The organism is Bartonella sp. B12(2025), assembly GCF_053795135.1.
The window spans coordinates 1,046,500-1,061,454 of the sequence record NZ_CP200031.1; the positions used below are offsets into that span (position 1 = coordinate 1,046,500).

The window sequence follows — 14,955 nt, forward strand, 5'->3', positions numbered from 1 at the left end:
GCATCTGCGAATGGTTTGAATTATAGGAATAGCTTCTGCGTAGACACCCTTGGAGGCAACGCAGAATGGAGCAATCGCTGCTTACCAGCGCATATCTTCATATTCATACAAAAACTGTTATTGGTTTTTGATGAATCTCCAATCATGTAAAAGGACTTAAATTATGAGCAAAAGCTATACTCTTAAGGCCGAAATACGCGAGCGGGTTGGTAAGGGGTCCTCCCGTGAACTTCGCCGCAACGGTCTCATTCCTGCTGTCATTTACGGTGACAAACAGCCTCCTTTGGCAATTGCAGTTTCTTATAAAGAAATCTTCTACAAAATTCATGCCGGTGGCTTTCGTACCACTGTTGCGAATATTGTAATTGGTAAACAAAAAATTATGGTTTTACCAAAAGACTACCAATTGGATCCTGTCCGTGATTTTCCCTTACATGTAGATTTTCTGCGTATTTCAGCAAAATCTATTGTAGAAGTGAATATTCCTGTACACTTTCTCAATGAAGATACAGCTCCCGGCATTAAGAAGGGAGGTGTCTTAAATATTGTTCGCCACGAAATTGAATGTACCGCTCTAGCAAATGCTATCCCTGAAGCAATCGAGATTGATCTCTCCAACTATTCTATTGGTGATTCTATCCATATTTCAGCGGTGCAACTACCAAAGGGTGTTGCTCCAGTTATTCAAGATCGAGACTTTACCATTGCAACCATCGCAGCTCCTGCTGATATGGATGTCGGTGATGAAACTTCAAAACAAGAGAATGACGCAAGCAACGAAGAAGATTGACAAATCTTAATAGGCGGGAAATTTTCCCGCCTTAACCGTTTAGATATTCAACTCCCTCATACTTTACTGAAGGTACACATGTGGCTTATTGCTGGTCTTGGCAATCCTGGTTTGCATTACCAAAATAACCGACATAATATCGGCTTTATGGCTGTTGATGCCATTTATCAGGCCCTCTCTTTTTCTCCATGGTCAAAAAAATTTCAAGCCGCAATCTCTAACGGTCTCATAAATGATGAAAAAACTTTTCTTATAAAACCCCAAACTTTCATGAATCTCTCTGGACAAGCCATTGGTGAAGCTTTGCGATTTTATAAATTAGATTTGAAGAATTTAATTATCATTTGTGATGAGCTAGACTTACCACCGGGAAAAGTACGTGTAAAAGTCGGTGGAGGAAATAACGGACATAATGGTATAAAATCCATTGATGCCCATTGTGGCACTGACTACTGCCGTATACGCTTAGGAATCGGACATCCTGGTTCCAAAGAACTTGTTCATCAGCATGTTCTAGGAAATTTTACAAAATCCGACCAAGAGTGGTTACTTCCTTTATTAGACGGAGTTGCAAAAAACATTGCTCTCCTCATAAAAGGTGACAAGTGTCTCTTTATGAATAAAATCTCACAAGCAACAAAAAACAAAGATCTGCCATAACAGCTTATTTCTCTAAGACACAAAAATAAATCAATATGTCCTTGTGCAATTTTTGTACATAGCAATCCCTTTTTTGAGAGGGAGAGCATTAAGTTAGTAATGCCCCAAATTATCAACCGACGCTAGCCAAATTCATCCTTTTTGGAATTAAAAAAATCGTTTGGATTAATAGTGGACTGTAGCGGATCGTACACATTCAATTGTTGATCTAAAAATCTAGGTGCACTTTCAACGTTTTGCAGTACCACCACACGCGAACCAATGGGAACACGATCATAAAGATCTATAATATCTTGATTGAGCAAACGAATACAACCACTTGAAACAGCACGTCCAATTGACCACGACTCGTGTGAGCCATGAATGCGGAAAAGTGTATCCCGCCCATTTCTGAAAAGATAAAGTGCTCGTGCACCCAATGGATTATCGGGTCCCGGTGGCATTCCTCGTCCCAAATGACCATAACGTTCTGGTTCTCGAGCCATCATTGCCGCCGTAGGAGCCCAACTTGGCCACCGACGCTTGCGCCGCACAATTCCCTCGCCTTCAAATGCTAACCCTTCCTTACCAACACCAATACCGTAACGCAAAGCTCTTCCATTTTCACCAACAAGGTAAAGGAAATAATCCTGCATATCTACAACCAGTGTCCCAGCTGGATAAGATGTGTAATAAGTCACTTGCTGACGCCAAAATCTTGGATCAATTGTCGAAAGATCAACAGCAGGCAATGAATAAGGCTCATTTGTTATAGGGCCGTACAAGGCCTGCATTTCTTCTGGAACATGTCGAGCCTGTTGTGAAGAAACAAACGACATATCTAACTGACGCGTAGCACATCCAACCAAAGCCAAAGGTGCTGCAATTAAAAAAGACCGACGAGATAACACTCTTATACTTTCTCCGATTAATTCTTTATGCAAACTTATATACTATGAAAAACTTAGCGCACTATTAACATCAATTTGAAGTTTCTTTATCATTAAAATAGAGAACGTAAAATATGAAAAAAAAGGCAACTTATTTTTTCAACATAGACTTTTTCCTTTCATACAGCAGGAGAAGACTATGACTCTTCTAAAAATATGCTATAAAAAACCAAAGAAGCTCTCTATCTTGATAAAATCAACAGAAAAGAAGACACTCATGGGTTTTAAATGCGGTATTGTGGGATTACCTAATGTTGGTAAATCAACCCTTTTTAATGCACTAACAAAAACAGCCACAGCACAAGCTGCCAATTATCCTTTTTGTACAATCGAGCCCAATACCGGTGAAGTCGCTGTTCCAGACTCGCGAATGGAAAAAGTTGCTTCTATCGCTGGTTCAAAAGAAATCATTCCCACACGCATCAGTTTTGTTGATATTGCCGGACTCGTACGTGGCGCTTCAAAAGGTGAAGGTTTAGGTAATAAATTTTTAGCCAATATCCGTGAAGTCGATGCTATTATCCACGTTTTACGCTGTTTTCAAGATGAAGATATTACTCATGTAGAAGGACGCATTAATCCTATTTCTGATGCCACAACTGTTGAAACGGAACTTATGCTTGCGGATCTTGAAAGTCTTGAGCGACGAATCGTACAAATCCGTAAACGTGCAACTGGAAAAGATAAAGAAGCTCTAACAATTCTTCCCATAATGGAGGCAGCATTAAATTTACTGCAGAACGGTAGTCCTGTCCGGCTATTACTCAAAGATATCTCTTCCGATGAACGCCGTATACTTGATAGTTTGAATCTTTTAACTTCCAAACCTGTACTTTATGTTTGCAATGTAAGCGAAAATGACGCCGCACATGGAAATAGCTTTACCCAAACAGTTGAAAAAATGGCAATAGAGCAAAATGCTCAAAGCATTATCATTTCCGCTTCCATTGAAGCTGAAATCACCCAACTTAATGATGCAGAAGCCTCAGAATATCTTAATACCCTAGAGCTCTTTGAACCGAGTCTAAATCGCCTCATTCGCGCTGGCTATCATTTACTTGACCTAATTACTTATTTCACCTGTGGCCCTAAGGAAACACGAGCGTGGACAATTACACGTGGCACTAAAGCACCTCAGGCAGCTGGTGTTATCCACTCAGATTTTGAACGTGGCTTCATTCGTGCCCAAACCATCAGCTACGATGATTATATCGCTCTAGGGGGAGAAAACGGCGCAAAAGAAGCAGGAAAAGCCCGCGATGAAGGCAAAGAATACATTGTGCAAGACGGCGATATCATGTTGTTTAAACATAATACCTAATATCTACTTTGTCTTAATGCTGTATCTCGAAGGGGTTGCAACAATTGCATATATGCAATTGTTGCTGAACCTTTCAAAAGATATCCTGCATAAAAAACAATGCTATCATGCATGATGACAGCAACTGTTCTATTCATAGAGAATGGAAATACGAAATTAGCGTGTCCAACGTCCTTCATATTTAAATGTTGGAGCATCTTTTAAAGAATTCTTTGTCGCATTCGTAATAAGCTTCCACTTGCCATAATCATTTGTCATCTGGATTGCTTCTGGAGAAACAACCACATAACTTTCACCTATACCAAGGAAACCACCAACAGCAATAACAAACCCCGCAATATTATTTTTACGCAGAATAATATCTCTTACTTCACCAATATTTTCATCTTCTATATTGTATACATTTGCACCAATAAGGCTCGAAGCAACAAAATCAGTTGCTAAAGGTGTAACATAACGCACAGACATATCTGAACCCACCTGTACAATACCCGTCGAAGAAATCACTTCAGGTTTAGAAGACACTGCGAAAGACTGAGCATAAGTACTAGAAGCCATCAAAACTGACATAAGAGTAGTACATGCAATTTTTTTCATTTTAAAATCTCCGTTTTTACTTTGCTTTTACTTTACAAAGTCTCAATGCACCATAATCAGATTTGTTCCCTACGCTCTACTAGAACCAGTGCTCCTTGCCTTTTCTCCTTTTCAATCTTTCGTTTCCTTCTCAAATTCCTCTTCTAAACCACGCCAGATACGGCCTTTTAAAATATAAACAAGCCCTCCTAAAATGATTTAAAATAAGGTAACATGAAAACTGTTTTTTTACTAATCTCCATGTGGGGACCAGCAGCCCACATCAAAAAAGCAGAGACATCGCGCACATAATGTTCAACGGTTTCTGGTTTTCATCCTCATAGAAAACAATAGCATTCCTCAAAGGAAGCACCATAGCTAAAGAATTACTTGCAATAAATAAAAACTATCAGCATTTTTTATGTTCTCTGGTTCCTTCTGATACCCTTTTAAAAGAGCTGTAATACAATCTGAACCAGCAGTATTATAATGAGTTAATACACCAAATAATCAAAGCAGGAAATGGCAAGATATGGCGCGCACATATGCCCTCATAGTTTAAAAAAACAAAAAACCACTGAAGCAGCTTAGGCAGACATCATCCCTGAAACCAGCACGTAACCCCAAAATGTTATTACAATTTATTGTATTGGAAAAATTGAATTTCTCAAAGATGCCGCGTGCATTATCGGAGAACAGAGTCATATAATCTTCAAGATTGCAGTGTATTTGAATATTCTCTAGTGTTGAGAATAAATATTCAAAGGCTTAATAAAAAGAGCTAACCTGCAGTCTAACGTAAAATTAGATCAAGCTTAATATCCACCATTTATGAAGTTTTTATAGGCATCACGTACGACTTCACACGTTGATTCCAACACACACTTCAATTGTCATAGCAAAGTAAAATTACTTAAATCAGTATGCTTGAATTCATCCTATAAATCTTTTGCATTTTTCCAAATAAAATTAGCTTTCGATTCAACAAAACCTATAAATTCCGTCATTCTAGCTCCAACCAAATTTTACATAGAAGACACATTTTGATGATTCAAATTGAAATTAATAACCCAACCTCATTTTGCAAGTGTTTCGTTTTTTTACCATAATGAACCAATCCATTTCAAGTATGGTGAAATATAATAGGAGGTACACTCTTTCTTATTTCAGACAAACCTATGTAGGTAACTTTTTTTGCAATCTAAAGTAAATAATAGCTAAACGTAAAACCACGTGCTTTCCAATTATATTTTTCGATAAACCACAGATCCTCTTTACAAACACAAAGAAAAAATCCTATTATATGGGATATGACGCTTCACATTGCTCTTTTTCAACCCGATATTGCTGGTAATACCGGAGCAATTCTACGTCTTAGTGCCTGTTTTGGTTTACATGTTCACATTATTGAACCAGCAGGCTTTAATCTGTCGGATCGCAACCTTAAGCGATCAGGTATGGATTATCTTGAATACGCCTCCCTAGAGCGACACATTGATTGGCAACATTTTATAAGCACTATGAAACGTTTTAGCCATCGTCTTTTGCTTTTAAGTACCAAAGCAGAAACATGCTATACGCAGATATGCTATCAGAAAAACGATGTTTTACTTTTTGGTCGTGAATCGGCAGGAGTTCCCAATTATGTCCATGAAGCCGTTGATTACGCATTGAAAATTCCTATGCAACCACACACGCGCTCTTTAAACCTTGCAATGAGTGTGGCTATAACAACAGGAGAAGCGCTTCGCCAAATTGGTTATAATGAAAAAATAAAAACTTTATAGAAAATACAAAAATCTCATTAAGAGATTTCATGTATTGATAAAAGTGTTATTACTCTGCACATAGTTAACAGTTTTCAAAAGAATGCAATCACCACATCTCTCTAGAATCCTACGATACCATTAAAACTTTACACTTCTCGATTATGCTTCTGGGTAACCTACGGAATACCTTTATAAATCATCAAAAACTAAGTAGAGTTAAATGAGAATTTTGACGCATAACATTTCGCCGCACCATTTCTGCTACCAATAATTGAGCAATTATAAAACAAACAGCTATAAATAACCCTATTATAAAAATACCAAAAGCGTCTTTGTAAAAATCTGTATTATTAATCAATTTTTTCTAATAATGCATTACGATCCATTAAAAATCCGCTTTCAATCCATATCATTTCTAGCTCTTTGAGCTTTTCTCCTAAAAACGCTCCTTTAGATAAACCTTTCTTCATCAAATCCTTGCCATTAACAGGAAAAGTCGGAATCTGCCATTTTTGCGCAAGCCGATAAAGCCTGACATAATCTTCTGCTTTTTGCGAAATCCCGCTTCCCTCCATAGCATCAACATATGATGAAGCTACAGATAGAGATAATTGATCTAAAATCGGCTGTCGACCATGAAAATAAATCAGTTTTTGTACAAGACCATCTGAACAGTTTTGGCTAATCATTTCCAATTTTGCCCATTCCTTTAAGCGCGTTGTTTCCTTATAAGATAAACGCAAGCGCTGCGCCATTTCATGAAGACGTATAGGATCAGGAGGGAGAAGACTTTCTAGCCGTAACAACGGATCGATTTTCCAACCAAAAGCCTGTTCTGCTTTGACCAATGAGTGGATTGCATCAATGCCCCATTTTTCTGTTTCAGGGAAAATGAGTGTCAAGATTCCGCCTTGCCGCATCCATAAAAGAGCACGTGTTGGATCTGAAGCAGCGAGAAGTTTTTTCATCTCACCCCAAATACGCTCAGATGAAAGTTTTTGCAGACCATGTTTTAAATAAACGCATGCTTTCAATCCTTGTACATCAGGCCGCCCTGCACCATACCAAGCAAAAAAGCGAAAAAATCGCAAAATACGCAAATAATCTTCGCGAATACGCTTCTCTGCAACACCAATAAAGCGCACTGTTCGGCTAGCAATATCATTCAAGCCTCCCACATCATCATAAATGTGGCCAACAGCATCACAATAAAGCGCATTAATCGTAAAATCTCGCCGTTCAGCATCTTTTTTCCAATCACGACCAAACGCCACTTTTGCGTGGCGGCCATCTGTTTCAATATCAGAGCGAAGAGTTGTAACCTCATAAGAACATGATTGAGCAACTACTGTTACTGTGCCAAACGCAATACCTGTAGGAATAGATTTAAATCCTGCTTCTTCTGCACGCGCTATAATCTGTTGCGGCAAACAGGTTGTAGCAATATCAATATCACTAATAGGTTGCTCTAATAGCTGATTACGCACAGCCCCACCCACAACACGCGCCTCTTCACCATCCAAAGACAAAAAGTGAAGAAGTGTTTGGATACCACTATGCTGCAACCACCCAACCTGTTTGAAACTTTGCCTTATGCTCACCCTTTAACCTTTCAAAAAAGCTGTTCTCATCGCCTTAAACTGCCCTCCTCATAGAACAATATTTCCAGAACATTCCTTATATAGCACACCTGTTTATTCCAAATAAGTTTTTCTCTCTGTGTACGAATATTAAAAAAACAGCATATTACGCTTCTTTTCTTCTCATTTTCTGCTACAAATTATAGAATATATATTATCATATAGAAGAAATCATCGATTTTGCGACAAACGCCTTAAGGAAGAAATATGAGTCAACGTGATACATCATCCAATTCTACGAAAAAGGCCAATATCAATAACGAAGCCCAAGTGATTATTGATAATATTGATACAATCCACAAAGAATTGGATATTCTACAACGAGAAATTGACAAAGTTATTTTTGGACAAAATCATGTGATTGAATATGCTTTAATAGCTATTTTTTCTGGTGGACACGCTCTTCTTGTCGGTGCTCCAGGGCTTGCTAAGACGCGTCTTGTTGAAACATTGGGAACAGTATTAGGACTTGATGAAAAACGCATCCAATTCACGCCTGACTTAATGCCATCGGACATTATCGGTTCTGAAATTATGGATTCCGATAAGAGTGGTAAACGTTCTTTCCGCTACATTCAGGGCCCTATTTTCACGCAACTTCTTATGGCCGATGAAATTAATCGTGCTTCTCCCCGCACGCAATCAGCTCTTTTACAGGCCATGCAAGAATACCATGTCACTGTTGCTGGTACCCGTTATGATTTGCCACAACCTTTTCATGTACTTGCAACCCAAAATCCTCTTGAACAGGAAGGAACCTACCCGCTTCCTGAAGCGCAACTGGATCGCTTTTTGATGCAAATCGATATTGACTATCCTGACCTAACCACAGAACGGCGTATCATTTTAGAAACAACGAGAGAAAAAAAACAAAATGCAAAACCGATTTTATCAGCCACAAAACTGAAAAAAATTCAAAAGATCGTTCGCAAAATGCCTATCTCGGAAAATGTTATAGAAGCCATTTTAAAGATCGTTCGTTCCGCTCGTCCTCATCAAGATAACACTCTTGCGAACACTTATGTTGCTTGGGGGCCTGGTCCACGAGCATCACAAGCACTTTCACTTTGTGTCCGTGCCCGTGCTCTTTATTATGGACGTTTAGCTCCATCACTTGATGATGTTGAAGCATTGGCTTACCCCGTGTTGCAACACCGCATGGCACTCAATTTTTCTGCACGTGCTGAAGATATAACCATAAAAGATGTTATCAGTAATCTCGTGAAAGACGTCCTGTGATGGCTATTGGCAAAAAAGTTTCAAAGACCCCCCCAATGTCACTTGCTGCTAAGCTTTATAAAGATGCTGCAAATATGCCAGATTTTCTTTTACAGGCACGGCTTATAGCCAATACACTGATAACCGGACAGCATAGTCGACGCCAACGTGGTAACGGAGAAAGTTTCTGGCAATTTCGCCCTTACGTTGAAGGGGAATCCATTACACGCATTGACTGGCGTCGTTCCGCACGTGATGAACATACTTACCTACGCGAACACGAATGGGAAATAACGCAGACAGTTTGGCTTTGGCCTGATCAGAGCGCTTCTATGCATTACTGTTCACACTTTTCCAAAATCTCTAAAGGCAATCATAGCATCATTCTTACTCTTGCATTGGCAATACTTCTTGCACGCAGCGGCGAAAATATTGCTATCCCCAACTTAATGCCCCCCACAATGGCATCCAATGTAATAGAGCGCATGGCTTTAGCGTTAGCAAATCATTCAGATGAAAATTCATTTCCAGACTTTTCAACTGTTACGCGCTTTTCACACGCCATTATAATGAGCGACTTTCTCGATTATCCTGAAAAGATCATCCAACATTTAAACATTTTATCCACAAAACAGGTCACAGCTCATTTAATTGAAGTTTCTGATCCCGCAGAAGAAAACTTTCCCTACAGAGGTCGTACAGAATTTTTTGATCCTGAAACGAAAGAAAAACACGTTTTCGGAAAAGCAGAAAATCTTCGCGAGCACTATTGTAAGCTGTATAAAGCAAGAAGACAAGAACTAGCAAATTTTTGCTCACGCCAAGGATGGACTTATCACGTAAGCAAAACCGACAAACCCTTAACAGAGACCATTTTGCATATCGCAAATAGAATTAGCACCTCTCCATCTTACATCAGGAGGGTACTTTGAGTTTTGCCACCCCTCTACTGCTACTCGGGCTTTTGTCCTTACCGATCATTTGGTGGCTGTTGCGGATGACACCTCCATCCCCGCGTAAAGAACTTTTTCCTCCTTTGCGCTTTCTACCAAAATCAACCAATCAGCAGGAGACCGCAAACCATACACCTTGGTGGTTACTGTTGTTACGGTTAACTATAGCAGCAATCATTATTATTGCTTTGGCACAGCCCACTTGGAATGAAAAGCCAGTTATACTTTCCGGATCTCAACCACTTGCACTCATTATCGATAATGGATGGGCATCGGCGAAAGAATGGAAAAAACGTGTTTCCATTGCTGAAACTCTCCTTGCACAAGCAGCAAAACAGCACAAGGATGTTTATTTTCTTGCGACAGCTGAAAATGATACCTCCAATATGGGTCCTCTCTCTGTGAGAGCCACAAAACAACAGTTAATGCATTTGCAACCCCGCCCTTGGCCTGTCGATCGTATGCATGCACTAAAAAAACTGATCGAAATAACCAAAGGTGAATCTCTTGATATTGCTTATTTAAGTGATGGACTACAAACAAGTGAAGATGATCAAACTTTTGCTCTTATTGAACAGTTAAAACCCAAAACATTCTTATGGTACTTAGCTGATATTTCCGATTTAACCGGCATAACGGCAATAGAAAATAACGATGGAAACATGGCAGCACGCGTCATCCGTTCAACAACACATGACGAAACTCCAGCCACGCTGAGCCTTTATGATTCAAACAATCAACTTCTCGGCCGATTTACAACAAACTTCCTTGAGGGAGAAACAAAGACGCTTGTTCCTTTTAAAGTACCACTTGAACTACGCAATGATATTGCTTGGATAAAAATCGACAACCAAGCCCATGCTGCTGCTACCTTCTTAGTGAATAGCCATAATAGAGTAAGCCGCGTTGCTCTCCTCTCACCAAATACCAATGAAATGGTACAGCCTTTGCTTTCTCCGTTTTACTACATTATCAAAGCATTACAAGATCATACACAGCTTATAACAGCCGGTGGAAGAGAGCTTTCAACTGATATTGATCACTTGCTCAAACAAAATCCATCTGTTCTCATTATGGGTGATATTATTAACATGTCAGAAGAGGCGGAAAAAAAACTCTCTGATTTTGTAAATAAAGGGGGAACACTCATCCGCTTTGCAGGAGAGAATCTGAGTACCGCAGAACACTATGATAGCCTACTTCCAGTACCGCTGCGTCCTGGTAAACGTTTGCTTGGAAGTATTATGTCTTGGACAAAACCGCAAAAACTTGCGCCTTTTGCAAAAAATAGCTTTTTCTTTGATCTTCCTTTTCCAGAAGATGTTACCGTCTCACGCCAAATCCTAGCAGAACCAACCCCAGATCTTTTTGAAAAAACGTGGCTCAGTCTTTCTGATGGAACACCCCTTATTACAGCAGCTAGTCGTGGTAAGGGAACACTCATTCTTATTCATATTGCTCCCGACCCTACATGGTCAAATCTCCCTCTTTCTGGATTTTTTGCACAAATGCTGCAAAAACTAATCACATTAAGTTCCTATGAAAATACGAACCCAACACACATAGAAAAAAGAAAAACAATAAAAAAACCTTGGCGAACAATAACCGCTGACGGACAATTGCAAACGCCTTCCTCTTATGTTGTTCCATTGGTTCTTGATACCCAAGATCCACCCCTTCCCTCTTATCGTACCCCACCTGGATTTTACGGCGTAAAAAATAATTTTTATGCACTCAATCTCTTAAATCATTCATCGCACTTGATGAAACAATCATCATTGCTCCCCTCCCTGAGTAAAAGTCCCTTATCTTATGATACAAAAGAAAAACATCTTATTGGTCCACTTTTAGGATTAGCCATCTTGTTATTTTCTTTTGACAATTTTTTAGTTTTATGGATGGGAAGCGCTTTTTTTCTCAACCGACGAAGAAATATGTTCCTTTTTCTCTCCCTTACAATAGGTCTTACCATCTTGTTTTCATATGTATCAACAGTTCATGCACAAGGCACAGAAGATCATAATGAGACCATAGTACAAGCAGCTGGCAGTACACATCTTGCTTATGTTGTAACTCATAACCATGAAATTGATACAACGAGTAAGAGTGGTCTAGAAGCGTTGAGTCAATTTATCGCAGAACGCACGATGCTTTCACCTGGCTCTGTAATAGCACTTGATCTCGATAAAGATGAACTCGCTTTCTATACTCTCATTTACTGGCCGATTGATGCTAACAGTCCTGTACCAACACAAAAGAGCCTTGAAAAAATAAACGCCTTTATGAAACATGGAGGCACTATTTTATTTGATACACGGGATCAGATAAATACCAACCTTAATCTTAAAGGAGCTGCCACCCCAGCTACACAAAGATTACGAACCATCTTAAAGGGATTAAATATTCCAGCCATTGAGCCAGCATCAACTGATCACGTTGTTGCGCGTTCTTTTTATATTATGCCAGATTTTCCCGGCCTCTATCGTGGCTCACCTTTATGGGTTGAATCATCATCAACAAATAAAAAAAACAAAAGTTTTCTTGCTACCGATGATAATGTAAGTTCTCTCCTAATCACCGCGAATAACTTTGCTGGCGCTTGGGCACTAGACGAAAAAGGTATGTGGAAATATCCACTGATTCCCAATGATCCGATGCAACGTCTATGGGCATTTCGCACAGGATTAAATATTGTTATTTATGTGCTTACAGGAAACTATAAAGCTGACCAGGTTCATGTTCCAGCACTTTTAGAACGCTTTAAAAGAGAAAGAAGGCAATGATACCATTTCTCACTTTTCAGCCTTTTCTGCCTCTCTCTTGGATTTTCTTATTAGGAGGGATATCCATCCTTTTTGTAATTATTGGCCTCGTTACACAACGTCAAGGATCTTTATTGCGTCTCATGGCATTAGCCTCACTCATTCTTGCTTTGCTTAACCCAATGATTATAAATGAACAACGTGAACCACTTAAGAGCACAGTAGGTATTGTAATTGATCGCAGCAAAAGCCAAACATTTGGAACACGTACAAATGATAGTGACGAAGCACGCGCACAATTAACCAATACATTGGCGCATTATCCACAATTTGAACCACGCTTTATTGATGCTGGAAAACTTGCTGATAATCAATATGCTCCCTCAACGAATTTGTTTAATGCTTTAACACAAGCTATATCTGATGTACCATCATCTCGTTATGCAGGAACAGTTTTTATCACCGATGGACAAGTACATGATGTTCCCCCATTATCAGATCTTCACCATAAAGCACCTATCAATGCTCTTATCACGGGGAGTTCAGATGAATTTGACCGCCAAATCAAAATTATTTCTCCTCCTCGCTTTGCCCTTATCAATAAACCACAAACGCTCTCCATCCTGTTAGAAGATAAAGGAAAGCCTCAAGAATCTCTACCAACGCAAGCAAACATTACTGTAAGTGTTAATGGACAAGAAGTAGGTCATTATTCTGTTACTCCTGGCGTCATTTTTCAAACTGACATCACTCTTCCTCATGCTGAAAAGAATATTATCCAAGTTACAACGGATGAACGCAAAGGTGAACTGAGCTTTGAGAACAACCGCGCGATAACGACTATTGAAGGAATCAGAGAAAATTTACGTGTTCTTCTTATTTCAGGCGCGCCTTACAATGGTGAACGGACATGGCGTGATCTTTTGAAAGGTGACTCCAATATTGATCTTGTTCATTTTACTATTTTGCGTCCTCCAAACAAAACGGATAATACGCCATTAAGCCAATTGTCACTTGTGGTATTTCCTACAAGAAAGCTTTTTGTTGAAGAAATTGATAATTTTGATCTCATCATTCTTGATGGCTACCAACATTCTGCTGTTCTTCCATTAATCTACTACGATTATATTGCCCAATATGTACAAAAGGGTGGTGCATTGCTAATGATAACAGGACCTGAGTTTACTCAACAAAACTCACTTGCAAAAACGCCTTTAATCAGCATCTTACCCGCATTACCCAATGGCGTTATTATTCAAAAGCCTTTTCGTCCTAAGTTAACCAAAGAAGGTGAACGTCATCCTGTTACGCGTGGTCTTGCAACCTCTACCTACCCAGCCTCTCAATGGGGGCAATGGCTAAGACAAATTGCAATTCAAAACATAAACAAAGGCACTGCTCTCATGAAAGGAGCCGATGAACAGCCACTCTTACTTCTTTCCCATGTTGGAAAAGGACGTGTAGGCATGTTGCTTTCTGACGAAAGTTGGCTTTGGGCAAGAGGTTTCGAAGGTGGGGGCCCTTATGCAGCTCTTTACCGTCGCATTGCCCATTGGCTTATGAAAGAACCAGAACTTGAAGAGGAAAAATTAAGTGCAACCAGCAACCATCATCGTTTAACGATTCGTCGTCAAACGCTCAAAGATCATCCAGAATCAGCCGAAGTAACCTTTCCCTCTGGAAAAAAAGAAAATATCACCCTTACAAAAGAGAAAGAAGGTGTTTTTACAGCAGCTATTAATACTGATGAAATGGGAGTTTTTACCATCCAAAACGGTGACTTAACAGCACTTTCTTTTGTAGAGGTGCCCGATAATCTCGAATTATTTGACTTAATTTCAACGAAAGAAAAGCTAGCCCCCATCAGTAAATACACTGGTGGATATATCATGCGTTTACACAACAAAGGAAAAGAAGGCATTAATCTTCCTCCTATCAAGTTGATTCAATCACAAAAAAGCCCAACATCTCCCCTTGCTCATTCAATTGTTCTTAAAGAAGCAACGGAAACCCGTTTAATCAATAGTTTCTATTTTTCGATATTTTCTGGTTTTTTTGCACTACTCGCTTGTCTTTTACTGTTGAACAGCATGTGGTATCGTGAAAGCCATTAAAAAGCCCTAAGAGTTTATGCCAAAATTTCAAAATGCATCGCATCTTACAGAAAATATACACCGATGAGATAAATAATAACGCAGAGTGTCACACAACCTTTTTGTCATTCAAAACCCAATGAAGTATAAATTTCCTACAAGCTTTTCTTATATTTTCGAAAAACTGTTTTCTCATTTCACAATTCTTTCTTGCATTTAAAATGCATCAGCTTGTCTTATAGTC

The 14,955-nt window shown here is 39.3% G+C and carries 11 protein-coding genes and 1 pseudogene; 8 read left to right on the forward strand and 4 right to left on the reverse strand.

Annotated elements, in window-relative coordinates:
• Window positions 1-163: 163 nt before the first annotated feature.
• Window positions 164-790 (forward strand): 50S ribosomal protein L25/general stress protein Ctc, encoded by a 627-nt coding sequence (locus tag V3564_RS04585; protein WP_455480419.1) that lies wholly within the window; start codon window positions 164-166, stop codon window positions 788-790.
• Window positions 791-868: 78 nt separating this feature from the next.
• Window positions 869-1,450 (forward strand): aminoacyl-tRNA hydrolase, encoded by a 582-nt coding sequence (gene pth, locus V3564_RS04590; protein WP_455480420.1) that lies wholly within the window; start codon window positions 869-871, stop codon window positions 1,448-1,450.
• Between the two features lie 122 nt (window positions 1,451-1,572).
• Here pth and V3564_RS04595 read toward each other — a convergent pair whose 3' ends face one another.
• Complete coding sequence (locus V3564_RS04595) at window positions 1,573-2,340, reverse strand: L,D-transpeptidase (protein ID WP_455481458.1); 768 nt, start codon at window positions 2,338-2,340, stop codon at window positions 1,573-1,575.
• A 256-nt stretch (window positions 2,341-2,596) separates the two neighbouring features.
• On the opposite strand from V3564_RS04595, the gene ychF reads away from it, so the two are divergent.
• Entirely contained in the window at window positions 2,597-3,700 is a 1,104-nt protein-coding gene (ychF, locus tag V3564_RS04600; protein ID WP_455480421.1) for a redox-regulated ATPase YchF, read from the forward strand.
• 156 nt (window positions 3,701-3,856) lie between these two features.
• Here the strand turns inward: ychF and V3564_RS04605 are convergent, their stop codons facing one another.
• Both V3564_RS04605 and V3564_RS04610 read right to left on the reverse strand, forming a co-directional pair.
• The gene (locus V3564_RS04605; protein ID WP_455480422.1) at window positions 3,857-4,297 is read right to left on the reverse strand and encodes a PRC-barrel domain-containing protein; all 441 of its coding nucleotides are present in this window, start codon (window positions 4,295-4,297) and stop codon (window positions 3,857-3,859) included.
• Window positions 4,298-4,408: 111 nt separating this feature from the next.
• A pseudogene (locus tag V3564_RS04610) lies at window positions 4,409-4,805 on the reverse strand (cytochrome c1); the annotation flags it as partial.
• A 781-nt stretch (window positions 4,806-5,586) separates the two neighbouring features.
• Between V3564_RS04610 and V3564_RS04615 the strand changes: the two are divergent.
• The gene (locus V3564_RS04615) at window positions 5,587-6,063 is read left to right on the forward strand and encodes a tRNA (cytidine(34)-2'-O)-methyltransferase (RefSeq protein ID WP_455480423.1); all 477 of its coding nucleotides are present in this window, start codon (window positions 5,587-5,589) and stop codon (window positions 6,061-6,063) included.
• A 332-nt stretch (window positions 6,064-6,395) separates the two neighbouring features.
• Here V3564_RS04615 and V3564_RS04620 read toward each other — a convergent pair whose 3' ends face one another.
• The gene (locus V3564_RS04620) at window positions 6,396-7,646 is read right to left on the reverse strand and encodes a CCA tRNA nucleotidyltransferase (RefSeq protein ID WP_455480424.1); all 1,251 of its coding nucleotides are present in this window, start codon (window positions 7,644-7,646) and stop codon (window positions 6,396-6,398) included.
• A 246-nt stretch (window positions 7,647-7,892) separates the two neighbouring features.
• On the opposite strand from V3564_RS04620, the gene V3564_RS04625 reads away from it, so the two are divergent.
• From V3564_RS04625 to V3564_RS04640, 4 genes are read left to right on the forward strand one after another with little or no spacing between them, the layout of a single operon-like run.
• A complete protein-coding gene (locus tag V3564_RS04625; RefSeq protein WP_455480425.1) occupies window positions 7,893-8,924 on the forward strand; it encodes an AAA family ATPase in 1,032 nt (343 codons plus the stop codon).
• On the forward strand, window positions 8,924-9,835 hold the full coding sequence (locus V3564_RS04630) for a DUF58 domain-containing protein (protein ID WP_455480426.1): 912 nt from the start codon (window positions 8,924-8,926) through the stop codon (window positions 9,833-9,835). Before V3564_RS04625 ends, V3564_RS04630 begins: the two co-directional genes overlap by 1 nt.
• Window positions 9,832-12,639, forward strand: coding sequence for a DUF4159 domain-containing protein (locus V3564_RS04635; protein ID WP_455480427.1), 2,808 nt, complete (start codon window positions 9,832-9,834; stop codon window positions 12,637-12,639). The genes V3564_RS04630 and V3564_RS04635 overlap by 4 nt, the downstream gene beginning before the upstream one ends.
• On the forward strand, window positions 12,636-14,732 hold the full coding sequence (locus V3564_RS04640) for a glutamine amidotransferase (protein ID WP_455480428.1): 2,097 nt from the start codon (window positions 12,636-12,638) through the stop codon (window positions 14,730-14,732). The genes V3564_RS04635 and V3564_RS04640 overlap by 4 nt, the downstream gene beginning before the upstream one ends.
• Window positions 14,733-14,955 lie beyond the last annotated feature (223 nt).